Consider the following 26,428-nt stretch of genomic DNA (forward strand, 5'->3'; position numbering starts at 1 on the left):
ATTCATGAAACGAGATGAATGGAAGACCTCATGGAGCTTGCCGTCCCCACCTCCCAATCCCTGGATATCGTGTTGTTGCGTACCTTTCTCGAAGTGGTCGACAGCGGCGGTTTCGCCCTCGCCGCAGACAATCTCGCGCTCACCCCCTCCGCAGTCAGCGGGCATATCAAGCGCCTGGAACAGACAGCCGGCGTCAGCCTGCTCAGCCGCACCACCCGCCGCCTGGAGCTGACCCAGGCGGGCGAGACGCTCTACGCCTATGCCCGCAACATCGTCGAGCTGGAGCGCGAGGCCCGCGCCAGGCTGCACGGCACGCCGATCCGCGACCGCCTGCGCATCGGCGCTTCGGAGGACTTCGCCAGCGCCTGGCTGCCACGCGTCCTGCAACGCTTTCGCCGCTGGCACCCCGAAGCATCCATCGAACTCAAGGTCGGTATCACCACCGACCTGCTCCGCCAGCAGGCCCAGGGGCGCACCGACGTGGTGTTCGGCAAGCAGTGCCGGCGGGTCGGAGACGACGGCGAACTGCTCTGGGAGGAACCGCTGGTCTGGGCCGCGGCGACCGCGATCGAGCTGCCCGCGGGCGAACCGCTGCCGCTGGCGCTGTTCCCCGAACCCTGCGTCTACCGCGAAGCGGCGATTACAGCCCTCGGCGCCGCTGCGCGTCCCTGGCGCCTGGTGTTCGAGAGTGCCAGCATGGCCGGCTGCCTGTCCGCCGCGCTGGCCGGTTTCGCCGTGACGGTGGTGGCGCGCAGCCAGATGCGCGAGGGGCTACGCGAACTGGGCCCGGAACAGGGTTTTCCGACGCTGCCGGAGGCGCGTTTCTACGCCTTCTCGCGCCAACCCAGCCTGGCGGCCGATGCACTGATCGAGGCGGTGCGGCAGCTCGGCCAGCGCAGTCGCTTCGTTACCGCACAGGGATGAGCGCAAACGGTACTCACCTACGCGCCGGCGGATAACCGCAAGCGGTTGTTCGTCCTACGTCCGAAGAGGCTTGGTGGCTGCCCAAAGAAAAACGCCGCGTCCCTGTGCAGGGACGCGGCGTCGGAGGCATTGGCGCGGCGTCGATCAGCCGATCTTGTTGCCGTGCGCCTGCTGGTCGGCATGGTAGGACGAACGCACCAGCGGGCCGGACGCGACGTTCTTGAAGCCCATCTTCTCGCCTTCCTCGGCGAACCAGGCGAAGGTGTCCGGATGCACGAAGCGCTGCACCGGCAGGTGGTTGCGCGACGGCTGCAGGTACTGGCCGAGGGTCAGCATGTCGATGTCGTGCTCGCGCATCCGCTGCATGACCTCGATGACCTCGTCGTCGGTCTCGCCCAGGCCGAGCATCAGCCCGGACTTGGTCGGTACGTGCGGAACCATCTGCTTGAACTTCTGCAGCAGGTCCAGCGACCACTCGAAGTCCGAGCCCGGCCGCGAGGAGCGGTACAGGCGCGGTACCGTCTCCAGGTTATGGTTGAACACGTCCGGCGGCTCGTTGGCGGTGATCTCCAGGGCGATGTCCATGCGACCGCGATAGTCGGGCACCAGGGTTTCCAGCTGGATCCCCGGCGACAGCTTGCGGATCTCGCGCAGGCAGTCGGCGAAGTGCTGGGCACCGCCGTCGCGCAGGTCGTCGCGGTCCACCGAGGTGATCACCACGTACTTCAGCCGCAGGTCGGCGATGGCGATGGCCAGGTTGGTCGGCTCGTCGACGTCCAGCGGCTTCGGCCGGCCATGGCCGACGTCGCAGAACGGGCAGCGCCGGGTGCAGATGTCACCCATGATCATGAAGGTCGCGGTGCCGCCGGAGAAGCACTCGCCCAGGTTCGGGCAGGACGCCTCTTCGCAGACGCTGTGCAGCTTGTGCTTGCGCAGCAGTTGCTTGATGCGGTCGACCTCGGGGGAAACCGGGATGCGCACGCGGATCCAGTCGGGTTTCTTCGGCAGTTCCTCGGTGGGAATGATCTTCACCGGAATCCGCGCGACCTTTTCCGCGCCGCGCAGCTTCACGCCGACTTCCACCTTACCCGGCTTGGCTTCTCCGGACTTCTCCACAACAGTGCTCATGTCAGTTCGATCCCGCCCGTAAGGGTCTTCTGTTCAGCGTAGCCAAGGCGTGAGACGAGCTCAGCGCGCAATCGGGTACACACCTCGGCAAAATCCACCGGCCCAACCAGGTCGCGCAGTTGGGTCATGGGCATCCCGGCGTAGCCGCAGGGATTGATTCGTTGGAACGGTCGCAGGTCCATGTCCAGGTTCAGCGCCAGGCCATGGAAGGAACAGCCGTTGCGGATGCGCAGGCCGAGGGAGGCGATCTTCGCCCCGTCGACGTAGACACCCGGCGCGTCCGGCTTGGCCACGGCCTGCACGTCATAGGACGCCAGCAGGCCGATCAGGCTCTGCTCGATCCGGCTGACCAGCTCGCGCACGCCCAGTCCCAGGCGGCGGACATCGAGCAGCAGGTAGGTGACCAACTGGCCGGGGCCGTGGTAGGTCACCTGGCCGCCGCGATCCACCTGGATCACCGGGATGTCGCCGGGGAACAGCACATGCTCCGCCTTGCCGGCCTGCCCCTGGGTGAAGACCGCAGGGTGCTGCAACAGCCAGGCTTCGTCCATTACCGATTTGTCGCGTTCGGCAACGAAGCGCTGCATGGCATGCCAGGTCGGTTCGTAGGGAACCTCGCCGAGCTCACGGAAGCCCAGCTCGAGTCCCATCAGAGCACCATGTGCACGCGTCCGGTCGCGCGCAGGTCGTTATGGATGGCTTGCAGTTGGTCGACATCGGTGGCGGTGATCAGCACCTGCACCGAGAGGAAGCGCCCCTTGCTGCTGTCACGGACCACCAGGGTCTCGACGTCGAGATCCGGCGCGTGGCGCCGGATGATTTCCACGACCAGGTCGGAGAAACCTTCGCCAGCGTCGCCGATCACCTTGATCGGATAGCGCTCGCAGGGGAATTCGATTTTCGGGGGTTGAACGTCAGGGGTATCGGTCATGGCGGCGGCGGACCCGTGGTCCGCGGGGACGGGCGCCCGCTGGCCTCGTGAGCGGGCGGGCGCCGGTCGGTCAGTTGAACAAACCGTAGAAGAACAGGCGGATGCTATCCCACAGGCGGCGGAAGAAACCACCCTCCTCGACGGCGTTGAGGGCGACCAGGTCGGCGCTGCGGATGACCTTGTCGTCCAGCTTCACTTCCACCTTGCCGATCACCTGGCCCTGCTGGATCGGCGCCATCAGCTGCGGCTCCAGGACCATGCTGGCCTGCAGCTTCTGCATCTGGCCGCGCGGCAGGGTCATGGTCAGGTCTTCGGCGAGGCCGGCTTTCACTTCATGCTCGGAACCCTTCCAGACCAGGCCCTTGGTCAGCTCGGTGCCCTTCTTGTAGAAGTTGCGGCTTTCGAAGAAGCGGAAGCCATAGGTCAGCAGCTTCTGGGTCTCGGCAGCGCGGGCCTGCTCGCTGTTGGTGCCGAACACCACCGCGATCATGCGCTGGCCGTCGCGTACCGCGGAAGCCACCAGGCAGTAGCCGGCTTCGTCGGTGTGGCCGGTCTTCAGGCCGTCGACGGTCTTGTCGCGCCACAGCAGCAGGTTGCGGTTCGGCTGCTTGATGTTGTTCCAGAGGAATTCCTTCTGCGCGTAGATCGCGTAGTGGCTCGGCTCGCCGTAGATGATCGCGCGGGCCAGCACCGCCATGTCGCGGGCGGAGGAATAGTGGTCCGGGTTGGGCAGGCCGGTGGCGTCCATGAAGTGGGAGTTGGTCAGGCCCAGCTTCTGCGCGGTGGTGTTCATCATGTCGGCGAAGGCGTCTTCGCTGCCGGCGATATGCTCGGCCAGGGCGACGCTGGCGTCGTTGCCGGACTGGATGATGATGCCATGCAGCAGGTCGCTCACCGAGACCTGGCTGCCGACCTTGATGAACATCCGCGAACCGCCGGTGCGCCAGGCATGTTCGCTGACGGTGACCAGGTCGTTCTCGCCGATGCGGCCGGCCTCGATCTCCTTGGTGGCGATGTAGGCGGTCATCAGTTTGGTCAGGCTGGCCGGCGGCAGGCGCTGGTCGCCGTTGTTCTCGACCAGAACCTGGCCGCTCTCGCCGTCCATCAGGACGTACGACTTGGCGGCCAGTTGCGGCGGCGCCGGAACCATGGATTCAGCAGCCCAGCCAGCCGTAGGGGCGATGAACAGGACAAGCAGTGACAAGCGTTTCGCGATAGTGGTGATGTTCATCCGTCTCTCTGGTTCTACCAATGGTCAAACAATCCCTTGCGGGAATTCCCTGCGTGAGTAGGCGCTCAGTCGGGGCGTACCAGCGTCGGCTGGCCAAGGTTGGCCACGCGGATGCTGTCCTGGGTGCGGCTAACCTCGTCCGCCGAACCGATCGGTCCCAGCCGCACCCGGTGCAGAATCTGCTGGTTGCGTACGACCGAGCTGATAAACACCGGCGCAGCCGTCACGCCGCTCAGCTTGGCCTTCAGCAGCTCCGCCGCATCCGGGTTGGCGAAGGCGCCCACCTGGAGATACAGGCCATCGGCTGGTAATGAAGCGTTTTTTTTTGAGTCGATCTGCACCGGCAGCACGGCGGCCGCGTGCTGCGCCGGCGGCGGGGTGTAGGTCTCGATCGGCTGGGCCATCGCCACCGCCTGAGTTTGCGTCGCAGCGGGGGCCTGGGCCACCGCCTGCTTGGGCTGCGCCAGGACCATCGGCGCCGGGCGGCCACGCTGGGCCCACCACTGCACCGGGTCGATGCCTTCGACCTTGACCCGCGCGGTGCCGGTCTCGGCATAGCCGAGCTTCTTCGCCGCGGCGAAGGACAGGTCGATGACCCGGTCGGAATAGAACGGGCCGCGGTCGTTGACGCGGACGATCACGCTCTTGCCGTTGTCCAGGTTGGTCACCCGCACGTAGCTCGGCAACGGCAGGGTCTTGTGCGCGGCGGTCATGCCGTAGAGGTCGTAGGTCTCGCCGTTGGCGGTGGCCTGGCCGTGGAACTTGGTGCCGTACCAGGACGCGGTGCCGACCATCCGGTAGGCCCGCGCATCGTTCATCGGGTAGTAGGTCTTGCCCAGCACGGTGTAGGGATTGGCCTTCACCGAACCGTTGTGCGGCATCGGCACCGCATCGGGGATCCGCGACACGTCGACGTCCCACCAGGGGGCGCCGTCGCGATGCGGACGGGAATAGTCGCCCGGCCCGGAAATGCCCGCCTGCCTGGCCGGCTGCTGGGGCGCCTTGCTGGAGCAACTGCTCAACAGCACGGCCGCCAGCCCGAGGCCGCAGACGGCGGGCAGGATCAGGGAGGAGCGGACACGCTTGCTCAATGGGCACCTCGCGCGCGGGCAATCTCGCCCGCCAGCTGATAAACCGCCATGGCATACATGGCGCTGCGATTATAGCGGGTGATCACGTAGAAGTTCGGCAAACCGACCCAATACTCGATGCCCTTGTCGCCGACGAAACGCATCGCCGTGACCTTCTGGTCGTCGCGCAGCGCATCGTGGGTGCGCCAGCCGCGGGCACGCAGCTCGCCCAGGCTCATGGTCGGGTCGACGCCCCTGGTCACCGCGCTCTCGGCGCTCTCGTCGTTGATCTCGGCCACCGAGACCACCGGCTCGCCGGTGACCCAGCCGTGCTGCTTGAAGTAGCTGGCGACGCTACCGATGGCGTCGGTCGGGTCGCTCCAGATATTGATGTGGCCATCGCCGTCGAAGTCCACCGCGTAGGCGCGGAAGCTGCTCGGCATGAATTGCGGCAGGCCCATGGCGCCGGCGTAGGAGCCGGTCAGGCTGAGCGGGTCGACCTGCTGTTCGCGGGCGAGCAGGAGGAACTCGCGCAACTCCTTGCGGAAGAAGTCGGCCCGCGGCGGGTAGTCGAAGCCGAGGGTGGACAGCGCGTCCATCACCCGGTAGCTGCCGGTGTTGCGGCCGAAGAAGGTTTCCACGCCGATGATCGAGACGATGATCTCGGCCGGCACGCCGTATTCCTTCTCTGCCCGCGCCAGGTCTTCGGCATGCTTGTTCCAGAAGTCGACGCCACGACTGATGCGCGCGTCGCTGATGAAGATCGGCCGGTATTCCTTCCACTGCTTGACCCGCTCGGCCGGGCGCGAGATCGCATCGAGGATCGACTGCTTGCGGTTCACGTCGCGGAACAGCCCCATCAGCTGCTCTCCGGCGAAGCCGTAGTCGCGGGTCATTTCGCTGACGAACTCGGCCACTTGCGGCGAGCCGTCGTAGTCCCCCGCCTGGGCCGCCCCGGACAGGCCAATGACGCCGGCTACGCCGACCCATTGGACGCCCCTGGCCGCCCATGTACGCAGTACTTGCATTGCGTTCTTCACTCTTGGTCTCAAACCTGGGCGATCCACTTCCGATGGGTATGGATCGACATCAGAACCCCGAACCCTGACAACAGGGTAACCAGCGAAGTTCCGCCATAACTAATGAAAGGCAGCGGTACCCCCACCACCGGCAACAACCCGCTCACCATACCGATATTCACGAAGACATAAACGAAAAACGTCATGGTGATGCCACCGGCCAGCAGTTTGCCGTAGAGCGTCTGCGCCTGGGCGGTGATCACCAGGCCACGACTGATCAGCAGCAGGTAGAGCACCAGCAGCAGGCAGACGCCGACCAGGCCGAACTCCTCGCCAAGGACCGCAATGATAAAGTCGGTGTGGCTTTCCGGCAAAAAATCCAGGTGCGACTGGGTGCCCAGCAGCCAGCCCTTGCCGAATACCCCGCCGGAACCGATGGCCGCCTTAGACTGGATGATGTTCCAGCCGGTGCCCAGCGGGTCGCTTTCCGGGTCGAGGAAGGTCAGCACCCGCTGTTTCTGGTAGTCGTGCATGATGAAGAACCACATCGCCACGGCGATCGGCACCGCCGCCGACACCGCGCCGACGATCCAGCGCCAGCGCAGGCCGCCGACGAACAGCACGAAGCCGCCGGAAGCGAGGATCAGCATGGCGGTGCCGAGGTCGGGCTGTTTCAGGATCAGCACGAACGGGGTGATGATGATCGCCAGGCTGATCACCATGTGCTTGAGCCCCGGCGGCAGGTTGCGCTTGGACAGGTACCAGGCCACCGTCATCGGCATCAGCAGCTTCATGAACTCCGAGGGCTGGAAGCGGATCACCCCGGGGATGTTGATCCAGCGCGTCGCCCCCTTGGCGTCGTGGCCGATCACGTCGACCACCACCAGCAGCGCGACCCCCACCAGGTAGCCCAGCGGCACCCAGCGGGCCATGAAGCGCGGCTCGATCTGGGCGATGACCACCATCATGCCCAGTCCCAGGCCGAACGAGGTGGCCTGCTTCATCAGCATGTCCCAGCTCTTGCCGCTCGCCGAATAGAGGACGAACAGGCCGGTGGCGCCGAGGATCAGCAACAGCAGCAGGAGAATCCCGTCGATGTGCAGGCGCTGCAACAGGCTGGCGCGCCGGCGCATCACGTCTTCGTTGGACAGGGTGCGGTCGAAGTTACTGTTCAAGGGCGGGCGCCTCCGGCTCGGCTGCCGTGGGTTCGGGCTTGGCCACCGCCGCCGCGAGCGGCGCGACGGGTTCCGCGTATTCGGCCTTGAGCTTGCCGTGCTCGTCGAGCAGCCAGGCGTCCATCACCTGCTTGACCACCGGGGCGGCGACGCCGGAGCCGGACTCGCCGTTCTCCACCATCACCGCCACCGCGATCTGCGGGTTGTTGGCCGGCGCGAAGCCGACGAACAGGGCGTGGTCGCGGTGCCGCTCGAGCAGCTTGGAGCGGTCGTAGCGCTCATTCTGCTTGATCGCCACCACCTGGGCGGTACCGCTCTTGCCGGCGATCAGGTAGGCCGAGGTGGCGCCAACCTTGCGCGCCGTGCCGCGGGCGCCATGCACCACCTGCTGCATGCCGTAGTCGACGCGGTCCCAGTTGGCCGGGTCGCGCAGCACGATGTCGGGCATCGGGTCGGGGTCGACCGGCGGCTGGCCGTCGATGGTCTTGGCCAGGTGCGGGCGGATCCAGTGGCCCTTGTTGGCCAGCAGCGCGGTCATCTGCGCCAACTGGATCGGCGTCGCCTGCATGTAGCCCTGGCCGATGCCGAGGATCAGGGTCTCCCCCGGGTACCAGACCTGGCGGCGGGTCTTGCGCTTCCATTCGCGCGAGGGCATCAGCCCGTCGGCTTCGCCGAACATGTCCAGGGCGACTTTCTGGCCGAAGCCGAAGCGGCTCATGAAGGCGTGCAGGCGGTCGATCCCCAGCTTGTGCGCGAGGTCGTAGAAATAGGTGTCGTTGGACCGGTAGATCGCCGACTCCAGGCTCACCCAGCCATCGCCGTAGCGGTTCCAGTTACGGTACTTGTGGTCGTAGTTGGGCAACTGGTAGTAGCCGGGGTCGAAGACCCGCGAGGTCGGCGTGACCACCCCGGCGTCGAGGCCGGCCAGTGCCACCGCCGGCTTCACCGTCGAGCCCGGCGGATAGAGCCCGCGCAGGACGCGGTTGTACAGCGGCCGGTCGATGGAGTCGCGCAGCTCGGCATAGGCCTTGAAGCTGATGCCGGTGACGAACAGGTTGGGGTCGTAGCTCGGCTGGCTGACCATCGCCAGCACGTCGCCGGTGGACGGCTGGATCGCCACGATGGCGCCCCGCCGCCCGGCCAGGGCGTTCTCGGCGGCCTCCTGCAGGCGGCTATCGATGCTCAGGACGATGTCCTTGCCGGGAATCGGGTCGGTGCGCTTGAGCACCCGCAGCACCCGCCCGCGGGCGTTGGTCTCGACTTCCTCGTAGCCAACCGTGCCGTGCAACTCGCTCTCGTAGAAGCGCTCGATGCCGGTCTTGCCGATATGGTGGGTGCCGCTGTAGTTGATCGGGTCGAGGTTCTTCAGTTCCTGCTCGTTGATCCGCCCGACGTACCCGACCGAATGGGCGAAGTGCTCCTTCAGCGGGTAGTGGCGGACGAACTGGGTCGCCACGTCGACGCCCGGCAGGCGGAACTGGTTCACCGCGATGCGGGCGATCTGTTCCTCGTTGAGTTCGAACATGATGGGAACCGGCTCGAACGGACGCCGCCCCTGCTTCATGCGCTTCTCGAAGATGGCCCGGTCGTCCTCGGTCAGGCCGAGGATCTCCACCAGCGTGTCGAGGGTCTTCTGCAGGTCCTCGGTGCGTTCGCGGGTGATGGTCAGGCTGAAGCTCGGCCGGTTGTCGGCGATGATCACGCCGTTGCGGTCGAAGATGATCCCGCGGGTCGGCGGGATCGGCTGCACATGGACCCGGTTGTTCTCCGACAGCGTCGAATGGTACTCGTACTGGGTCACCTGCAGGTGGTACATGCGCGCCACCAGCACCAGGGTCAGCAAGACCACCGCCACCGCCCCGACGATGACGCGCCGACGCACCAGGCGGGCGTCTTTCTCGTGGTCTTTCAGGTGGATCGGCTGCGGCATCGGGACTGGGGACTATTTGTGGTAGGGGTGCCCGGACAATACGGTCCAGGCCCGGTAGATCTGCTCGCCGACCAGGATCCGCACCAACGGGTGCGGCAGCGTCAACGGCGACAGCGACCAGCGCTGCTCGCTGCGCGCGCAGACCTCCGGCGCCAGCCCTTCCGGGCCGCCGACCATGAGATTCACGGTGCGTGCGTCGAGACGCCAGCGATCCAGTTCGCGAGCCAGTTGCTCGGTGCTCCAGGGCCGACCTTCGACCTCCAGGGTCACCACCCGTTCCCCCGGCTGCACGCGCGCCAGCATGGCCTCGCCTTCCTGACGGATCAGGCGCGCCACGTCGGCGTTCTTGCCGCGGGTGTTGAGCGGGATCTCCACCAGTTCGAGGGACAGCTCGGCCGGCAGGCGCTTGACGTATTCCTGCCAGCCTTCCTCGACCCAGCGAGGCATGCGCGAGCCAACCGCGATCAGGCGCAACCGCATGCCGGCGTCACTCTTCCGGCTGGTGCTGGGCGCGGCTCTGCTCGGCGCCCTGCCACAGGCGCTCCAGGTCGTAGAACTGGCGGGTCGCCGGGAGCATCACGTGGACCACCACGTCGCCCAGGTCGAGCAGCGCCCATTCGCCGGACTCCAGGCCTTCGCTGCCCAGGGGCTTGACGCCGTTTTCCTTGGCCTTGGTCAGGACGTTGTCGGCCAGCGACTTGACCTGGCGGCTGGAACTGCCGCAGGCGATCACCATGTAGTCGGTGACGCTGGTCTTGTCCCGCACATCGAGGGTCACGATGTCCTGGGCCTTGAGATCTTCCAGGGCATCGATGGCCACTTGGACGAGTTGTTCGGTTTGCATTGAGTCGGTCTCTGTTTCTTTATCAGTGTGGCGCACGATACAGGTGGTGCGCCTCGATGTAGTTCAATACCGCGTCCGGCACCAGGAAACGCACGGAGCGCCCGGCACCCAGCAGCGCACGGATCTGGGTGGCGGACACCGCCAGCGGCGTCTGCCAGACGAAGGTGATCTGCCCGCCCGGCCCTTTCAGGGCCTGCGGGTCGGCCACGCTCCGCGCCGCCAGCAGGTCGCGCAGCGACTCCGGCGGCTCGCTGTCGGCATCCGGACGCTGCAACACGACGATGTGGCAGTGATCCAGCAACGCCTCCCAGCGGTGCCACGTCGGCAAGCCGCAGAAGGCATCCCAGCCGATCAGCATGAACAACTGGTCGTCGGCCGCCAGCTCCGCCCGCACCGACTCCAGGGTGTCGATGGTGTAGGACGGTTTGTCGCGCTTCAGTTCGCGGGGATCGACCGTCAATCGCTCGACTCCCGCCACCGCCCGCTCGACCATCGCCAACCGCTGCGCGGCCGACACCTGCGGGGTTTCCCGGTGCGGCGGCCGCGCATTGGGCAGCAGGCGCAGTTCGTCGAGGGCGAACTGCTCGGCCATTTCCACGGCGCTGCGCATATGTCCGATATGCACGGGGTCGAAAGTGCCGCCGAACAGGCCGATACGTTTGCCCATCAGGTGCGCACGTGACCGTCGCCGAAGACGACGTACTTCTCGCTGGTCAGGCCTTCCAGGCCGACCGGGCCGCGGGCGTGCAGCTTATCGGTGGAAATCCCGATCTCGGCGCCGAGGCCGTACTCGAAGCCGTCGGCGAAGCGGGTCGAGGCGTTGACCATCACCGAAGCGGAATCCACTTCGGCGAGGAAACGCCGCGCATCGCTGAAGTTCTCGGTAATGATCGCGTCGGTGTGCTGCGAGCCGTAGGTGTTGATGTGCTCGATCGCCGCGTCCAGCCCGTCGACGATGCGGATCGACAGGATCGGCGCGTTGTACTCGGTACGCCAGTCCTCCTCGGTAGCCTCCAGCACGTCTGCGCCGAGCAGCGCACGGGTCGCGGCGTCGCCGCGCAGTTCCACGCCCTTCTCGCGGTAGATCGTGGCCAGCGGCGGCAGCACCCGCTCGGCGATACCGACATGCACCAGCAGCGTCTCCATGGTGTTGCACGGCGCGTAGCGCTGGGTCTTGGCGTTGTCGGCGACGCGAATCGCCTTGTCCAGGTCGGCGGCGACATCGATGTAGACGTGGCAGATGCCGTCCAGGTGCTTGATCACCGGCACCTTGGCCTCGCGGCTGATGCGCTCGATCAGGCCCTTGCCGCCGCGCGGGACGATCACGTCGACGTATTCGGGCATGCTGATCAGCGCGCCGACCGCGGCGCGGTCGGTGGTTTCCACCACCTGCACGGCGGCGGCCGGCAGGCCGGCCTCGGCCAGGCCCTGCTGGATGCAGCGGGCGATCGCCTGGTTGGAGTGGATCGCCTCGGAGCCGCCGCGCAGGATGGTCGCGTTGCCGGACTTCAGGCACAGGCTGGCGGCGTCGATGGTCACGTTCGGCCGCGACTCGTAGATGATCCCGACCACGCCCAGCGGCACGCGCATCTTGCCGATCTGGATGCCCGAGGGCACATAGCGCATGTCGCGGATCTCGCCGATCGGGTCGGGCAGCGTGGCGACCTGGCGCAGGCCCTCGATCATGTCGTCGATGCGCGCCGGGGTCAGCGCCAAGCGGTCCAGCATCGCCGGCTCCAGGCCATTGGCGCGGCCGGCGGCGAGGTCCTGCTCGTTGGCGTGGGACAACTCCGCGCGGGCGGCGTCCAGCGCATCGGCCGCGGCCAGCAGGGCGCGGTTCTTCTGCGCGGTGGCGGCGCGCGCGAGCAACCGCGAGGCGGCGCGGGCATCGCGGCCCAGGCGGCTCATATAGTCGAGGACGGACTCGGTCATGGTCTCGGCATCTGGCGTCAGGGAAATGCGCGATTATAGCGAGCCAGCCCCGGCGCGCCCAGCCGCAACAGCCGGTCGGTAGACAGTGCGTTCCGCGGCCCCCGGCGGTAACGCGGCGGCCCCGCTGCGCCTGGGCCTGTGCGCGAGACGGTGACACCCGGGCGCAGGCGCCGGCCGAAGGATAGGTAAACAAAATTGCTACCTCTGTTTACCTTCGAAGCGAGCCTGGCCGCTGCCACCCACCGGCACCCGCTCGGCAGAACAACAATAACGACGCACACACCGCGGGGCCTCGCCATGCGCTACCGTACCGACTACAGCGCGCAGTCGCTGAGCAGCGAACCGGATATCCTCCTTCTCGACGGCTGGCAACTGCGCTACCAGGCCTTCGCCGCCCGTGCCGACGACCCGTGCCCGCCGGTGCTCCTGCTGGGCGGCGCCTTCCAGAGCTTCCGCTCGTTCGCCGGCGAGGTCAGCGAACTGCTCGCCGAGCACCCGGTGATCCTGCTCGACCTGCCGAGCCAGGGCGGCAACCTGCAACTGGCGGCGGAACTGAGCCTGGAAGACCTCGCCGACCTGATCGCGGCCTTCGCCGAACGGCTCGGCCTGCCGCCGTTGATGCCCATCGGCCTGTCCTACGGCTCGGCCCTGGCCGCGCTGTTCGCCGCCCGCCATCCGCGCCGCTGCACGCGCCTGCTACTGGCCGGCATCACCGCATTCGGCCGCCCCGGTGCGCGGCTGCTGCTGGAAGAAGCGCTGGCCCGGCTCGACGAGGGCGACCAGAGCGCCTTCGCCCACGGCGTACTGACCGGCCTGATCAACCCGCTACAGCTGGAACGTACCGGCGTCTCCCCGGTATTTCGCAAGGCCATGCTGCGCCAGTTGCAACGCCTGACCGCGGCGGAGATCGAACGCTACCGGCAGAATAGCCGGCGCCTGCTGGCCTTCGGCGGCTTCGAGCGGCACCCGACCTGCCCGACCCTGGTGCTCGCCGGCGAGTACGACCATTTCACCCAGCCCTGGGAACATGCGGTGTTCGCCCATGCCTGCGGGAACGCCGAGTTCGCCCTGATCCACGACGCCGACCATCTTGCCCAGTTCGAACGACGCGAGGCCTGCGCCCGGCTCTACGGCCCGTTCCTGCGCGGCGAGGCGCTGCCGGAGCGCGCCGAGGGCAGCACGCGGATCCCGCGCACGCGCCTGCTCGGCCTGGAGCGACGCTTCGAGGTCCGCCATCGGCCAGCCCAGGGGCACGCTCGGCTGGAACATCCGCAGCTCGGCGTCTATGCGGCGGAACTGGTGGAACTCGGCTATTTCGGCGGGCGGCTGCACGCCGAGCTGCCCGAATCCCGCCCGCAACGCGGCTGGCGGTTGTGCTACGACGGCCTGGCGGACTTGGACATCCTGCCCCTGCGTTCGACCGCCGGCGGCTTCGCCTTCATCTTCCCGCACTCCGATCCGGCGGCCAGCGCCGGACTGGCCGACCTCCTCGCCGCCTGGCAGCGAGCGGAGGTCGCCTGAAAGGCGGCTATGCCGTGCGGCTTTCGATCACCCGCACCAGGCTCGGCAGGCGTCCCTGCGGCAAGCCCAGGGCGGCGCCTTCGCGCTGCGGGTCGAGCACCAGGGTGGAGGCAAAGCCGCAGCGGGCGAAGGCCGCCTCGATTTCCGCGGCATTGCGGTAGTGCAACGGATAGCTTCCCCGCGTCAGCCGCCCGATGATCCCCACTCCCCAGCGGATCTGCCGGTAGCGCGGGTGCTCGCGGAGATCGGGATAGAGGTCGGTCAGGTAGGTGCCCTGGGGAAAGCGTTTAAGTTCGGTCGCCAGGCGACTCCAGAAGGCCTCGATCACCGGACGCTGGAAATAGTTCACCAGCCCCTCGGTGATCACCACCAGCGGGCGCTCGCGGTCGAGCCCGGCGAACAGCGCGGCGAGGCTGCGCTCGCCGTCCTCGGCGAGGATATCCACAGCCGCCACCGCGTGCTCCGGGCCCAGCCAACCCTGCTCGCGAAGCAGCGCCGCCTTGCGCGCGGCCATCGGCGGCAGGTCGGCCTCCAGGTAGCGCAACTGTGGATAGCGTTGCCGGAAGCGTCGCCCGCGCGGCGAGAGTCCGCAGGCCATTTCCACCACCTGGACCACTCCCTCGCGTTCGACGGCCTGGGTCAGGCGCGCGTCGATCATGAGGTGTCTTTGTAACAGGAAATCCTCGATGTTCAGCCCGAAACCGAGCTGCGCGCCCCAGTTGATCGGCGCGACGAAGCCGTGTACCCAGCGGCCGAAGACGGTGGCGAAGGCCGGTTCGGCGAGTCGATGGCGGAACCAGACGTAGCCGGTGTAATGGGCGCTGGGCGTGATGTGGGCACTGTCGACACGCTCTCGTTCAACCATGATTCAGGCTCTTGTTGTTATCATTCGCCAGCCTATGACTGCCATGGTCCCAGCGACAATCCCATGTCCCGCGATCCCATCCTTAGTTTGCCCTGGCCCGACGCCCGGCCACTCCCCGACACCTTCTTCGACCGCGATGCGTTGCTGGTCGCCCGCGAGCTGCTGGGCAAGGTGATCCGCCATCGCCAGGGCAATCTCTGGCTGGCGGCGCGAATCATCGAGACCGAGGCCTACTACCTGGAGGAGAAAGGCAGCCACGCCTCGCTCGGCTACACCGAGAAGCGCAAGGCACTGTTCCTCGACGGCGGGCACATCTATATGTATTACGCGCGCGGCGGCGACTCGCTGAACTTCAGCGCCGGCGGGCCGGGCAATGCGGTGCTGATCAAGTCCGGTCATCCCTGGCTGGATCGTATCAGCGACCACGCGGCGCTGGAGCGGATGCAGAGCCTGAACCCGGACAGCCAGGGCCGGCCCCGCGAGATCGGCCGCCTGTGCGCCGGCCAGACCCTGCTGTGCAAGGCCATGGGGCTGAAGGTGCCGGAGTGGGACGCACAGCGCTTCGATCCGCAGCGACTGTTCGTCGACGATGTCGGCGAGCGCCCCAGCCAGGTGATCCAGGCCGCTCGGCTGGGCATTCCGAAGGGGCGCGACGAACACCTGCCGTACCGTTTCGTCGATGCCGCCTTCGCCGCCTTCTGTACCCGCAACCCACTGCGCCGCGGCCAGGTCGCCGGGCGCGACTATCATCTACTCGGACACCAGGACCCGCACCTGCAATGAGTCTCGACAGCTTCAACGCCTGGATGGCCGCCAACCCCGAGTGGCTGGGGCTGGCCATCTTCCTCATCGCCTTCCTCGAATGCGCGGCCATCGTCGGCATCGTCCTGCCCGGCGTGGTGCTGCTGTTCGGCGTCGCGGTGATCGCTGGCAGCGGCGCCCTCAGCCTCGGCGAAACCCTGCTGCTGGCCTACGCCGGCGGGGTGCTGGGCGACCTCAGCTCGTACTGGATCGGCCGCCGCTTCCACCAGAACATCCGCCGCCTGCCCGGCCTGCGCAGCCATCCGCAGTGGATCACCGCCGCCGAGGTGTACTTCGAGCGCTACGGTATCGCCAGCCTGCTGGTCGGCCGCTTCATCGGCGCCCTGCGGCCGATGCTGCCGATGGTCGCCGGCATGCTCGACATGCCGTTCGGCCGTTTTCTCGGCGTTTCGCTGATCGCCGCCGCCGGCTGGGCGGTCGCCTACCTGTTGCCCGGCTGGGCCACCGGCGCAGCCCTGCGCCTGCCGTTGCCGGAAGGCTTCTGGAGCGAAGCCGGGATCGTCGCGGCCTGCCTGGCGGTGCTGGTCGGTGTGGTAGTCCAGGCCAGCCTGCGACGCAAACGCTGGGCAACCGCTGTGGCGGCCGCGCTGAGCCTGGTCCTCCTGCTGGCGATGACCGTCGCCTGGCCGTACCTCCAGGACCTCGACCAGGGCCTGATGACGCTGGTCCAGGAGCATCGCAACGCCGACCTGAACCCGGTGATGGTGGTGGTCACCCGGCTCGGCGATTTCCGCACCCAGTTCATCGCCGGCGCGCTGCTCGGCGGTATCCTCCTGCTGACCCGGCAATGGCGTCCGGCCATCTTCGCCATCGGCACCCTGGTGGGTACCGCGCTGGCCAACCAGACCCTGAAGACCCTGTTCGCCCGCGCCCGCCCGGAAGTGCTGGCCGAACCGCTGAGCAGCTTCAGCTTCCCCAGCGGACACAGCTCGGCGTCCTTCGCCTTCTTCCTCACCCTGGGCGTCCTCGCCAGCCGCCAGCAACCGCCGCGCTGGCGCCTGACCTGGGTACTGCTGGCGGTGATCCCGTCGCTGAGCATCGCCCTGTCGCGGGTCTACCTTGGCGTGCACTGGCCGTCGGACATCGTCGCCGGCGCCCTGCTCGCCACTACGGTCTGCGCCGCCAGCCTGTGGCTGAGCCAGCGCCGCGAGTCGCTGCCGGCGCTGCCGCAACGGGTCTGGTGGCTGCTGTTGCCGGTCTGCGTGGCGACCCTGGCGATCGCCGCCGGCTGGGCCCTGCCGGAAGCCATTGCGCGCTACCGGCCGCTGTGAGGGTTGGCGTTCAGTCGATACCCAACTCGCCCTGCAGGTGCTCCAGCAGCACCTGGATCCGCGCCAGTTGCATCTGCGCGTCGGGCAGGGCGAGCAGTTCGAGCTTGCGTTCGGTATCGAACGGCAGCAGGTAGGCCAACTGGTTGGCCAGGTCCTGCTGGCCGCCGGGCTCGCCGCCCATCTCCAGCGCGGCCACCATCGGATGCTCGGCCAGCACGCTGAGCAACGCGGCGAGATCGTTGTGTTCGTACGTCAGGGGTTGCTCCGGCAGGTCTTCGAACCACTCGATCTCGCCGACGCTGAGCTGGTCGGCCTGGACCTCCACCGACAGCACCTGGAAACGCCGACCGCCCTCCACGCGGATGCCCAGCAGGCCGTTCGGGCGCTGCTGCCAGTCGCGGACCGAGGCCTCGCAGCCGACCATCGCCAGACGGCTCGGCGCTTCGCCGACCTCCCGCCCTTCGCCGATGGTCACCACGCCGAAACCGGTGCCCTGCTTCATGCAGCGGCTGATCATGTCCAGGTAGCGCGCCTCGAAGATCTGCAGGTCCAGGCGGCAACCGGGGAACAGCACGGCGTTGAGGGGAAACAACGGCAACTTCATCGCGACTCCTCGGGCATCGTCAGGCAACCAGCGCTACCGCCAACGGTAGCAGCACTGCGGTGGCAACGCCCATCAGGCTCATCGCCAGGGCGGCGAAGGCACCACACTCCTCGCCTTCCTGCAAGGCCCGCGAAGTGCCCACCGCGTGGGCCGTCATGCCCAGCGCCATGCCCTGCGCGGCGGGGTGCCGGACGCCGATGGCGCGCAGCAGCTCCGGCCCGAGGATCGCCCCGAGCACCCCGGTGATCAGTACGAACACGGCGGCCAGCGCCGCCACGCCGCCGATCTGGCTGGCCACCAGCATGGCGATCGGCGAGGTCACCGACTTCGGCGCCATGCTCATCAGCATCCGCGGCTCGGCACCGAACAGCCAGCCGAATGCGATGCCCAGCACCGTCGCCAGCGTACCGGCGACCACCAGGGTCAGCAGGGTCGGCCAGAACAATTGGCGGATACGCCGCAGGTTGAGGAACAGCGGCACCGCCAGGGCCACCGTGGCGGGGCCGAGGAGAATGGTCAGGACCTTAGCGCTGGCACTGTATTCGTCGTAGTCGATGCCGCAAAGCAGCAGTACGCCGATCACCACCAGCATCGACACCAGCACCGGCTGCAGGAACACCCAGCGGGTCCGTTCATAGGCGGCCAGGGCCAACTGGTAGGCGCCCAGGGTCACGCCGACGCCGAACAGCGGATGGTGGATCACCGCCTCGAGGGCGGCCTGCCAGGCCATCAGGACTCCTCCCGGCGACGTTGCTGGCGATCGATGAGCTTCTGCATCATCCAGCCGGCGAACAGGAACGACAGCAGCAGCGACAGTACTAGCGCGCCGACGATGGCCCAGAAGTCGGCGGCGATCTCCCGCGCATAGGCCATCACCCCGACCGCCGCCGGCACCAGCAGCAGCGGCAGGTAGCGCAGCAACGAGCCGGCCGCCTCGTTGACCGGCTTGCCGACCTCGCCACGCGCCAGGAAATAACCGAACAGCAGCACCAGGCCGATGATCGGACCGGGCAGCATGGGCAACAACAGAACGTTCAGACCTGTGCCGAGCAACTGGAACAGCACCAGCCAGGTCAGACCACGAAGCAACATGGGCACCTCCAGCAAGGGCCGACCATTATGCCCAGCCCGCCGGGACATTGGCACGCTCCTCGCCTATCCATCAGTCGCAGTCGCGGCACCGCATGACGCGATATTCGCCAGGCCGATGGTTTCTTGACCCGGTCGCCAACGCGTGCTGATCTTCCTGCACCATGAGAACAACAGCCATCCTCCCGGAGGACTTATGCCATTCGTACCCGTAGCAGCGCTCAAGGACTATGTCGGCAAGGATCTCGGCCATTCCGAATGGCTCACCATCGACCAGGAGCGGGTCGACCAGTTCGCCGAATGCACTGGCGACCACCAGTTCATCCACGTCGATCCGGAGAAAGCGGCGAAGACGCCCTTCGGCGGCACCATCGCCCACGGTTTCCTGTCCCTGTCGCTGATCCCGAAGCTGATGGAAGGCCTGCTGGTGCTTCCCGAAGGACTGAAGATGGCGGTCAACTACGGCCTCGATACGGTGCGCTTCATCCAGCCGGTGCGGGTCGGCTCGCGGGTCCGCCTGGGCCTGACCCTGCTCGACGTCAACGAGAAGAATCCCGGCCAGTGGCTGATCAAGGCGCGCGCCACCCTGGAGATCGAAGGCCAGGAGAAACCCGCCTACATCGCCGAGACCCTCAGCCTCTGCTTCGTCTGAGCCCGCCCCAGCGAGCGTTGCCGTTCGCTTGACGGCCAGGCGCCTTCGCGCCCCTCTCCCCCCTCCAAAAGCCCCCGCTCGCGGGGGCGCTCTGGGCCGGCAGGGAAATACCCTACTGCCAGGCAACGATTTTTCCGCCACACTGTCTCCCCTCCACCCTCGGACCGAACCACTCATCGGGAACGCCGCATGCTTCGCCCCGCCAGGTCTCTCTCGCTCTGCTCCGCCCTGGTCATCCTGCTCGCCGCCTGCGGCGAGGGCGAACCGCTGCTCCCGGCCGATGCGCGCCTGCCGGACGGCGCGCGCTATCGCGGCGAGCTGGTGGACGGGCGCCTGGAAGGCCAGGGCCGGCTGGACTACGACAACGGCGCCTGGTACGCCGGCCGCTTCGAGCATGGCCTGCTGCACGGCCATGGCACCTGGCAAGGCGCCGACGGCAGCCGCTACAGCGGTGGCTTCGCGGCCGGCCTGTTCGACGGTCAGGGACGCCTGGCGATGGCCGATGGCAGCGTCTACCAGGGCGGCTTCCGCCAGGGCCTGTTCGATGGCGAAGGCAGCCTGGAACAACAGGGCACTCGCTACCGCGGCGGTTTCCGCAAGGGCCTGTACAGCGGCCAGGGCACGCTGGACGGCAGCGATGGCAGCCGCTACCAGGGCAGCTTCCGCCAGGGCCGCCTGGAAGGCGAAGGCAGCTTCAGCGACAGCCAGGGCAACCAGTACGCCGGTACCTTCCGCGACGGGCAACTGAACGGCAAGGGGCGCTGGAGCGGGCCCGATGGCGACCGCTACGTCGGCCAGTTCAAGGACAACCAGTTCCATGGCCAGGGGCGCTACGAAAGCGCCAGCGGCGATGTCTGGATCGGCCGCTTCAGCGAAGGCGCGCTGAACGGCCCCGGCGAGCTTCTCGGCGCCGACGGCAGCCGCTACCGCGGCGGTTTCCAGTTCTGGCGCTTCCATGGCCAGGGCCTGCTCGAACAACTGGACGGCACCCGCTACGAAGGCGGCTTCGCCGCCGGCGCCTATGCCGGCCAAGGCACCCTGGACCGCGCCGACGGCAGCCGTGAGCAGGGACTCTGGGCCGACGGCAAGCGCATCCGCGACGCCGCCGGCAAGGCCCTGCCCGACACCCTGGAAATCGGCCTGTTGGCCCAGGGTCGCCTGCTCGACGAAGAACTGCGCAAGATCCCGGCCTCGACGCCGGCCAGCGAACTCTATGCCCTGAGCCTGGGCGGCGATGGCCGCCAGGGCGTGTTCCTGCGCGAGGCCGATTACGCCGGCGACCTGCTCGGCCAGCGTTTCGCCGCTCGTGGCGTGATTCGCCTGGTCAACCACCGCGACCACTTCGGCGACCGCCCGCTGGCTACCCGGGAAAGCCTGTCCCGCGCCGTGCGCACCCTGGCCGAACGCAGCGGGCCGGAAGACCTGGTCTTCATCTACCTGACCAGCCACGGCTCCAGCGACCACCAGTTGGCCCTGGACATGCCCGGCCTGAACCTCGGCGACCTGCCGGCCGCGGAACTGGCCGAACTGCTCGCGCCGCTGCGCCAGCGCGACAAGGTGCTGGTGGTATCGGCCTGCTACAGCGGGGGCTTCATCCCGCCGCTGAAAGACGAACGTACCCTGATCCTGACCGCCGCGCGTGCCGACCGGGTCTCGTTCGGCTGTTCCGACGACGCCGACTTCACCTATTTCGGCCGCGCCTTGCTGGCCAATGCGCTGAACCGCACCGACGATCTGTCCAAAGCGTTCGAACTGGCGAAAGAGGAAGTGCGTCAAAGGGAGAAGGAGGAAGGTTTCGAAGCTTCGGAACCGCAAGCCTGGTTACCGGAACGCGTGCTCGCGCACTGGCGGACGCTGCGGGGGCAGCAAGCCGAGCGCGCGCTCGCGTCCCGGGAAGGAAAAACCGGCGAGGGCGCGGCGGGCAAATAGATACGCCGCGCACTACGCTCATTGGTGTGGAAGGGGAGAAACACACATGCACTCGACGCCCAAGCGCGTTCTGCTCGCCGGCGCGACCGGTCTTACCGGCGAGCACCTGTTGGATCGGATATTGAGCGAGCCGACCCTGGCCAAGGTCATCGCCCCTGCCCGCAAGGCGCTGGCCGAGCATCCGCGGCTGGACAACCCGGTCGGCCCGCTGGCCGAGCTGCTGCCGCAACTCGACGGCAGCATCGATACCGCCTTCTGCTGCCTCGGCACCACGATCAAGGAAGCCGGCTCGGAGGAGGCCTTCCGCGCGGTCGATTTCGACCTGCCGCTGGCGGTGGGCAAGCGCGCGCTGGAGATGGGCGCCCGGCATTACCTGGTGGTCAGCGCCCTGGGCGCCGACGCCAAGTCGTCGATCTTCTACAACCGGGTCAAGGGCGAACTGGAGCAGGCCCTGCAGGAACAGGGCTGGCCACAGCTGACCATCGCCCGGCCATCGCTGCTGTTCGGCCCGCGCGAGGAATTCCGCCTGGCCGAGATCCTCGCCGCGCCGATCGCCCGCATCCTTCCCGGCAAGTACCACGGCATCGAGGCCTGCGACCTGGCCCGCGCGCTCTGGCGCCTGGCGCTGGAGGAAGGCAAGGGCGTGCGCATCGTCGAGTCCGACGAACTGCGCAAGCTGGGGAAATGAGCCGCGGGCGGGTCCCGCCCTACATGCCGCCGCTGACGCCGAGGTTGAGGCCGATGGCGGTGGCCAGCGAGAACGGCAGCAACAGGGTGTCCAGCAGCGCGCTGCCCGGCAGGTCGAGCCCCGGATGGGCCGGCGCCTCCGCGCCGAAGCGTTCCATCGGGCAGCAGCCGCCGTGCAGGCTGTACCAGTCCAGCCGGGTGCCGGCGTAGACCACCGGCGCCCCTGGCTTGGCCGCATCCAGGGTGCGCACGGTGGCGCAACCGCCCAACTGCACCGCCAGGACCAGTAGCAGCACCCTACTCGTCGCTGACAAGGTGCTGTTCCCCCCAGCGCGGCAGCATGTCCTGGGGAATCCCCAGGGTGTTGAGGATTCGCGCGACGACGAAGTCCACCAGGTCCTCCACCGATTGCGGCTGGTGGTAGAAGCCCGGCGCCGCCGGCAGGATCACCGCGCCGAGGTTGGACAGCTTGAGCATGTTTTCCAGGTGGATACTGGAGAACGGCGCCTCGCGCGGCACCAGCACCAGCGGCCGGCGCTCCTTCAGGGCGACATCGGCGGCGCGCTCGATGAGGTTGTTGCAGGCCCCCGTGGCGACCGCCGACAGGGTGCCGGTGGAACACGGGCAGATCACCATGGCATTGGGCGCGCTGGAGCCGGAGGCCGGCGGCGCCATCCAGTCGTTCTGGCCGAACACGCGGATCTGTCCGGCGGCGGCACCGCAATATTCGGTGAGGAAGGCCTGCATCGCCTGCGGCTTGGCCGGCAAGGCCACGTCGGTCTCGGTGGCCATCACCAGTTGCGCGGCCTTGGAGATCAGGAAGTGCACCTCGCGCTCTTCCTGCACCAGGCAATCGAGCAAGCGCAGGCCGTACTGGGCGCCGGAGGCGCCGGTCATCGCCAGGGTAATGCGTTCCGGACCGCTCATTGCGCCCCTCACTCGGCCAGCGCCGCGGCCAGCTTGCCGTGCAAGCCGCCGAAGCCGCCGTTGCTCATGATCACCACTTGCGCGCCGGGCCTGGCCTGCTGGCGCACCTGCTCGATGATCGCCTCCAGGGTATCGCAGACCTGCGACGGTATCGCGCATTGCGCGGCGGTGGCGGCCAGGTCCCAGCCCAGGTTCGGCGGCGCGTACCAGAGCACCTGGTCGGCCTGGCGCACGCTGTCCGGCAGGCCGTCGCGATGAGCGCCGAGCTTCATCGAGTTGGAACGCGGCTCGACGATGGCGATCACCTGGGTATCGGCGCCAACCTGCTTGCGCAGGCCGTCGAGGGTGGTGGCGATGGCGGTCGGATGGTGGGCGAAGTCGTCGTAGAGGGTCACGCCCCGGACCTCCGCGACCTTCTCCATGCGCCGCTTGACGTTGCGGAACTCGCTGAGTGCCGCCGCGCCCTGGCTGGGCACCACGCCGACATGGCGCGCCGCCGCCAGGCTGGCGAGGGCGTTGGCGACGTTGTGCAGGCCGGTCAGCGGCCAGTCCACCTCGCCCTGGACGATGCCGTCGAACAGCACCTCGAAGCGCGAGCCGTCCTCGGCGAGCAGGCGCGCCTGCCACTGGCCGCCTTCGCCGGTGGTCTGCACCGGGGTCCAGCAGCCCATCCCGAGTACGCGCTCCAGGGCTTTCTCGGCGCTCGGGCGAATGATCAGGCCCTCGCCCGGCACGGTGCGCACCAGATGGTGGAACTGCCGCTCGATGGCCGCGAGGTCGGGGAAGATATCCGCGTGGTCGAATTCCAGGTTGTTCAGGATCGCCGTGCGCGGGCGGTAATGAACGAACTTCGAGCGCTTGTCGAAGAAGGCGCTGTCGTACTCGTCGGCCTCGACCACGAAGAACGGCGTACCGCCCAGGCGCGCCGAAACCCCGAAGTTCTGCGGCACCCCGCCGATCAGGAAGCCCGGGCTCATGCCGGCGTGCTCCAGAACCCAGGCGAGCATGCTGGTGGTGGTGGTCTTGCCGTGGGTACCGGCCACCGCCAGCACCCAGCGTCCTTGCAGCACGTGGTCGGCCAGCCACTGCGGGCCGGAAACGTAGGGCAGGCCCTTGTTCAGGACATGCTCCACCGCCGGATTGCCGCGCGACAGGGCGTTGCCGATCACTACCAGGTCCGGCGCCGGCTCCAGGTGGGCCGGATCGTAGCCCTGCATCAGCTCGATGCCCTGGGCTTGCAGCTGGGTGCTCATGGGGGGGTAGACGTTGGCGTCGGAACCGGTCACCCGGTGGCCCAGTTCCTTGGCCAGCACGGCCAGCGAGCCCATGAAGGTCCCGCAGATGCCGAGTACGTGGATGTGCATGCAGACTCCTGCAGATCAAGCCGTCGAAGGCGCTGTGAATGGGCGGCAGATTAGCACAGCGGAGGCGCCGGCCGCCCGGCGTCGCGGCATCAGACGACGCGGCGTCGGCGGGGTTCCCGCCGGCCTCGCGGCGGCCCGCCTGGAGCCGTCCCGCCCGTCAGGCCTGGCCGCGCACCAGGCCGTGCCGGCGCAGCTTGCGATACAGGGTGTTGCGGCTGATCCCCAGTTGCTCGGCCACCCGGCTCACGTGCCAGCGCTGGCCATCCAGCGCCGCCAGCAACGCGGCTCGCTCGGCGTCGTCCAGGCTGTTGCTCGCGGCCGGGGCGGGCGCCGCTGCGGCGGGCGGCAGCGCCGCCAGGGCCTGGCGGATATCCGCGGGCAGGTCGCGCAGGCCGACCCGGCCGTCCTCGCAGAGTGCCACCAGGGTCCGTAGCACCGTGCGCATCTGCCGGACGTTGCCCGGCCAGCGGTAGGCCAGCAGGCCCTGGCGAACCTCGCCGTCGAGCTGGATGCGCTGGCCCCTGGCTTCCTCGGCCAGCAGGTAGTCCAGCAGCTCCTCGCGGTCGCTGCGCTCGCGCAGCGGCGGCAGGCTCACGACCATGCCATTGAGGCGGTAGTAGAGATCCTCGCGGAAGCGTCCGTCGGCGACCAGCCCGGCCAGGTCGCGGTGGGTAGCGCTGATCAGGCGCACGTCGACATCCTCTGGCTCGCCGCCCAGCGGTACTACCCGGCGCTCTTCCAGCACCCGCAGCAGGCGGGTCTGCAAGGCCAGCGGCATGTCGCCGATCTCGTCGAGGAACAGGGTGCCGCCGTCGGCCTGCTGCAACTTGCCGCGCATGCCCTCCTTGCGCGCGCCGGTGAAGCTGCCGCCGCGATAACCGAACAGTTCGCTCTCGATCAGGGTTTCCGGGATCGCCGCGCAGTTCAGCGCGACGAACGCCTGTTCCGCGCGCGGGCCGGCCAGGTGCACGGCCTTGGCGAAGGCCTCCTTGCCGGAACCGGTCTCGCCGTTGAGCAGCAGCGGCACGTCGCGCGCGTAGACCTTCAGCGCCCGGCGGAAATCGGCGGCCAGCTCGGCGTCGCCCAGGCACAGGCCGGGCGCGGCAGGCGCCGGCTTCGCTGCCGTGGGCACCGCCAGGCCCTGGGGTATCGCCCGCGGCGCGCCGCGCAGCATGGCGTACAGGGGCCGTCCCTCGCGGGTGCGCAGCGGCCAGCTGGCGCTGGGTTGCGGCGAGGCGCGACCGAGCAGGTCGTCGAGACGGCAATCGAAGAAGGTCTCCACCGGCTGGCCGAGCAGGCGCTGGCGCGGACAACCGAGCAGGTTCAGCGCGCTCTGGTTCACCGCGCGGATCCGCCCGTCTTCCTCGAAGGCCAGCAGCCCTTCGCTGAACAGGCCGACATAGTCGCCCTGGACATGGAAGCGCAGCAGCCAGGAGCCCTCGAAGCGACGGAGGAAATAGCAGCCCTCGATGATCTTCGCCGACAGGTTGACCAGCGCCATGGTGTGGAACTGGCTCTGCCGCGAGACTTCCTGGCGCGCCGAAGACACGTCGAGCACCGCCATCAGCTCGCCCTGCGGATCGAATACCGGGCTCGCCGAGCAGGTCAGGCCGGTGTGGCGGCTACGGAAGTGCTCTTCCTGCTGGATGGTCAGGGCCTGCCGCTCGACCACGCAGGTGCCGATGCCGTTGGTGCCTTCGCAGGGCTCGCTCCAGTCGGCGCCGAGCCAGAGGCCGGCGTGTTCGAAGGTCTGGCGCTGGGCGTCGGCGTTGACGCAATTGAGGATCACCCCGCGGGCATCGGTGAGCAGTACCGCATGGTCGTTGCCGGAAAGCTGCTGGTAGAGGCTGTGCATCTCGCCATCGGCGATCTCCAGCACCTGTTGCAGGCGCTCGCGGCGTTCGAGCATGCGCGCGTGCTCCAGCACCATCGGCGCCATCGGCTGGCCGGGATCGAGATGGTGCTGTTCCAGGCAGCGCAGCCAGGAGCGGGCGATGGACGGATCGGTCGCAGGGCCGCCCGGCGGGATCTTGCCCTGGGCGACGGTCAGCACTTGCCGCGCGTGGCGGCTCATGGAACTGGCAGGCATTGTTATGGTTCTCCGCGAGGGACGGGCCGTCTCTTGCCTGGGCGCGGTGGATCGGTCCGCGACTCTCCGGACGGCTATCGGTGCAGCATCCAACAGGCCGGGGCGCAATGCAACGACGGACTGACCGATGAGTCATGCGCTGCGCCAAAAACGGTACAGAGTGTCACTCACGAGCGTCCCGCCCGCGTGACAGGGAGCGTTCGCAAGCTCCCCCTGCGCAACCTTCAGGACGCTCTACTCCGGGCCTTTCGCCACTCTGGCCCGGCCCTTGCTCCAGGCTTACGACAAGCGCGACAGCGCGTCCTCCCCTAATAAGCACAAGAGCCAGGAGATACCATCATGCGTTACGCCCATCCCGGTAGCGAAGGCGCCATCGTTTCCTTCAAGGCCCGCTACGGCAACTACATCGGCGGCGAGTTCGTGC

General features: G+C 67.9%; 28 protein-coding genes. 8 read left to right on the forward strand and 20 right to left on the reverse strand.

Annotated features, from left to right (window positions below; genetic code table 11):
* The first annotated feature begins 30 nt into the window (after positions 1–30).
* Positions 31–924: a LysR family transcriptional regulator gene (locus tag HMPREF2914_RS18250; RefSeq protein ID WP_003119197.1), complete on the forward strand. Its 894-nt coding sequence runs from the start codon at positions 31–33 to the stop codon at positions 922–924.
* A 144-nt stretch (positions 925–1,068) separates the two neighbouring features.
* Here the strand turns inward: HMPREF2914_RS18250 and lipA are convergent, their stop codons facing one another.
* The 12 genes from lipA to HMPREF2914_RS18310 form a co-directional block, all read right to left on the reverse strand.
* Positions 1,069–2,052, reverse strand: coding sequence for a lipoyl synthase (lipA, locus tag HMPREF2914_RS18255; protein WP_003119196.1), 984 nt, complete (start codon positions 2,050–2,052; stop codon positions 1,069–1,071).
* A complete protein-coding gene (gene lipB / locus HMPREF2914_RS18260) occupies positions 2,049–2,702 on the reverse strand; it encodes a lipoyl(octanoyl) transferase LipB (protein ID WP_003093177.1) in 654 nt (217 codons plus the stop codon). The genes lipA and lipB overlap by 4 nt, the downstream gene beginning before the upstream one ends.
* Entirely contained in the window at positions 2,702–2,983 is a 282-nt protein-coding gene (locus tag HMPREF2914_RS18265) for a DUF493 domain-containing protein (RefSeq protein WP_003093179.1), read from the reverse strand. The genes lipB and HMPREF2914_RS18265 overlap by 1 nt, the downstream gene beginning before the upstream one ends.
* A gap of 70 nt (positions 2,984–3,053) precedes the next feature.
* Positions 3,054–4,214, reverse strand: coding sequence for a D-alanyl-D-alanine carboxypeptidase family protein (locus HMPREF2914_RS18270; RefSeq protein WP_003093182.1), 1,161 nt, complete (start codon positions 4,212–4,214; stop codon positions 3,054–3,056).
* A 65-nt stretch (positions 4,215–4,279) separates the two neighbouring features.
* A complete protein-coding gene (rlpA, locus tag HMPREF2914_RS18275) occupies positions 4,280–5,305 on the reverse strand; it encodes a septal ring lytic transglycosylase RlpA (RefSeq protein WP_003093184.1) in 1,026 nt (341 codons plus the stop codon).
* On the reverse strand, positions 5,302–6,324 hold the full coding sequence (gene mltB, locus HMPREF2914_RS18280) for a lytic murein transglycosylase B (RefSeq protein WP_003132500.1): 1,023 nt from the start codon (positions 6,322–6,324) through the stop codon (positions 5,302–5,304). Before mltB ends, rlpA begins: the two co-directional genes overlap by 4 nt.
* An 8-nt stretch (positions 6,325–6,332) precedes the next feature.
* Entirely contained in the window at positions 6,333–7,436 is a 1,104-nt protein-coding gene (rodA, locus tag HMPREF2914_RS18285; RefSeq protein ID WP_003114090.1) for a rod shape-determining protein RodA, read from the reverse strand.
* Positions 7,437–7,467: 31 nt separating this feature from the next.
* On the reverse strand, positions 7,468–9,408 hold the full coding sequence (gene mrdA, locus HMPREF2914_RS18290) for a penicillin-binding protein 2 (protein WP_003093191.1): 1,941 nt from the start codon (positions 9,406–9,408) through the stop codon (positions 7,468–7,470).
* A gap of 12 nt (positions 9,409–9,420) precedes the next feature.
* On the reverse strand, positions 9,421–9,888 hold the full coding sequence (gene rlmH / locus HMPREF2914_RS18295; RefSeq protein ID WP_003093193.1) for a 23S rRNA (pseudouridine(1915)-N(3))-methyltransferase RlmH: 468 nt from the start codon (positions 9,886–9,888) through the stop codon (positions 9,421–9,423).
* A gap of 7 nt (positions 9,889–9,895) precedes the next feature.
* A complete protein-coding gene (gene rsfS / locus HMPREF2914_RS18300) occupies positions 9,896–10,252 on the reverse strand; it encodes a ribosome silencing factor (protein WP_003100305.1) in 357 nt (118 codons plus the stop codon).
* 22 nt (positions 10,253–10,274) lie between these two features.
* On the reverse strand, positions 10,275–10,919 hold the full coding sequence (gene nadD, locus HMPREF2914_RS18305) for a nicotinate-nucleotide adenylyltransferase (protein ID WP_003110376.1): 645 nt from the start codon (positions 10,917–10,919) through the stop codon (positions 10,275–10,277).
* Positions 10,919–12,184 (reverse strand): glutamate-5-semialdehyde dehydrogenase, encoded by a 1,266-nt coding sequence (locus HMPREF2914_RS18310; protein ID WP_023092448.1) that lies wholly within the window; start codon positions 12,182–12,184, stop codon positions 10,919–10,921. Before HMPREF2914_RS18310 ends, nadD begins: the two co-directional genes overlap by 1 nt.
* A 297-nt stretch (positions 12,185–12,481) precedes the next feature.
* Between HMPREF2914_RS18310 and HMPREF2914_RS18315 the strand changes: the two genes are divergently transcribed.
* Positions 12,482–13,705, forward strand: a complete 1,224-nt coding sequence (locus HMPREF2914_RS18315) for an alpha/beta fold hydrolase (protein WP_023980214.1) — start codon at positions 12,482–12,484, stop codon at positions 13,703–13,705.
* Positions 13,706–13,712: 7 nt separating this feature from the next.
* On the opposite strand, the gene HMPREF2914_RS18320 is transcribed toward HMPREF2914_RS18315, so the two are convergent.
* Positions 13,713–14,570: a class I SAM-dependent methyltransferase gene (locus tag HMPREF2914_RS18320; RefSeq protein ID WP_003093206.1), complete on the reverse strand. Its 858-nt coding sequence runs from the start codon at positions 14,568–14,570 to the stop codon at positions 13,713–13,715.
* Positions 14,571–14,633: 63 nt separating this feature from the next.
* Between HMPREF2914_RS18320 and HMPREF2914_RS18325 the strand changes: the two genes are divergently transcribed.
* Complete coding sequence (locus HMPREF2914_RS18325; RefSeq protein WP_003110373.1) at positions 14,634–15,353, forward strand: DNA-3-methyladenine glycosylase; 720 nt, start codon at positions 14,634–14,636, stop codon at positions 15,351–15,353.
* On the forward strand, positions 15,350–16,663 hold the full coding sequence (locus HMPREF2914_RS18330; protein ID WP_009313361.1) for a bifunctional DedA family/phosphatase PAP2 family protein: 1,314 nt from the start codon (positions 15,350–15,352) through the stop codon (positions 16,661–16,663). Before HMPREF2914_RS18325 ends, HMPREF2914_RS18330 begins: the two co-directional genes overlap by 4 nt.
* A gap of 10 nt (positions 16,664–16,673) precedes the next feature.
* Here the strand turns inward: HMPREF2914_RS18330 and HMPREF2914_RS18335 are convergent, their stop codons facing one another.
* Genes HMPREF2914_RS18335 through HMPREF2914_RS18345 form a run of 3 tightly spaced genes read right to left on the reverse strand, consistent with a single transcriptional unit; the run spans position 16,674 to position 18,359 of the window.
* Entirely contained in the window at positions 16,674–17,267 is a 594-nt protein-coding gene (locus HMPREF2914_RS18335) for an LON peptidase substrate-binding domain-containing protein (RefSeq protein WP_003093212.1), read from the reverse strand.
* A 19-nt stretch (positions 17,268–17,286) separates the two neighbouring features.
* The gene (locus HMPREF2914_RS18340; protein ID WP_003093214.1) at positions 17,287–17,997 is read right to left on the reverse strand and encodes an LrgB family protein; all 711 of its coding nucleotides are present in this window, start codon (positions 17,995–17,997) and stop codon (positions 17,287–17,289) included.
* Positions 17,997–18,359, reverse strand: a complete 363-nt coding sequence (locus tag HMPREF2914_RS18345; RefSeq protein ID WP_003093216.1) for a CidA/LrgA family protein — start codon at positions 18,357–18,359, stop codon at positions 17,997–17,999. The genes HMPREF2914_RS18340 and HMPREF2914_RS18345 overlap by 1 nt, the downstream gene beginning before the upstream one ends.
* Before the next feature lie 193 nt (positions 18,360–18,552).
* Between HMPREF2914_RS18345 and HMPREF2914_RS18350 the strand changes: the two genes are divergently transcribed.
* The 3 genes from HMPREF2914_RS18350 (at position 18,553) to HMPREF2914_RS18360 (ending at position 21,625) form a co-directional block, all read left to right on the forward strand.
* On the forward strand, positions 18,553–19,008 hold the full coding sequence (locus HMPREF2914_RS18350) for a MaoC family dehydratase (protein ID WP_003093220.1): 456 nt from the start codon (positions 18,553–18,555) through the stop codon (positions 19,006–19,008).
* 189 nt (positions 19,009–19,197) lie between these two features.
* Positions 19,198–20,937, forward strand: a complete 1,740-nt coding sequence (locus HMPREF2914_RS18355; protein WP_003118249.1) for a C13 family peptidase — start codon at positions 19,198–19,200, stop codon at positions 20,935–20,937.
* Positions 20,938–20,983: 46 nt separating this feature from the next.
* Positions 20,984–21,625: an oxidoreductase gene (locus HMPREF2914_RS18360; RefSeq protein ID WP_023092447.1), complete on the forward strand. Its 642-nt coding sequence runs from the start codon at positions 20,984–20,986 to the stop codon at positions 21,623–21,625.
* 19 nt (positions 21,626–21,644) lie between these two features.
* Here HMPREF2914_RS18360 and HMPREF2914_RS18365 read toward each other — a convergent pair whose 3' ends face one another.
* From HMPREF2914_RS18365 to eatR, 4 genes are all read right to left on the reverse strand, one after another.
* On the reverse strand, positions 21,645–21,938 hold the full coding sequence (locus tag HMPREF2914_RS18365) for a YceK/YidQ family lipoprotein (RefSeq protein WP_023094415.1): 294 nt from the start codon (positions 21,936–21,938) through the stop codon (positions 21,645–21,647).
* Positions 21,922–22,551: a flavin prenyltransferase UbiX gene (gene ubiX / locus HMPREF2914_RS18370; protein ID WP_003093227.1), complete on the reverse strand. Its 630-nt coding sequence runs from the start codon at positions 22,549–22,551 to the stop codon at positions 21,922–21,924. Before ubiX ends, HMPREF2914_RS18365 begins: the two co-directional genes overlap by 17 nt.
* Positions 22,552–22,559: 8 nt before the next feature.
* Positions 22,560–23,915 (reverse strand): UDP-N-acetylmuramate:L-alanyl-gamma-D-glutamyl-meso-diaminopimelate ligase, encoded by a 1,356-nt coding sequence (gene mpl, locus HMPREF2914_RS18375; RefSeq protein WP_003124067.1) that lies wholly within the window; start codon positions 23,913–23,915, stop codon positions 22,560–22,562.
* Positions 23,916–24,072: 157 nt separating this feature from the next.
* Positions 24,073–26,004, reverse strand: a complete 1,932-nt coding sequence (gene eatR / locus HMPREF2914_RS18380) for a sigma-54-dependent transcriptional regulator EatR (protein ID WP_023092446.1) — start codon at positions 26,002–26,004, stop codon at positions 24,073–24,075.
* A 339-nt stretch (positions 26,005–26,343) separates the two neighbouring features.
* Between eatR and HMPREF2914_RS33020 the strand changes: the two genes are divergently transcribed.
* Positions 26,344–26,428: hypothetical protein (locus HMPREF2914_RS33020; RefSeq protein ID WP_239667261.1), on the forward strand; the 85-nt coding region annotated here is incomplete at its 3' end.

It is taken from the genome of Pseudomonas sp. HMSC067G02, from assembly GCF_001813485.1.
Lineage (GTDB): Bacteria > Pseudomonadota > Gammaproteobacteria > Pseudomonadales > Pseudomonadaceae > Pseudomonas > Pseudomonas aeruginosa.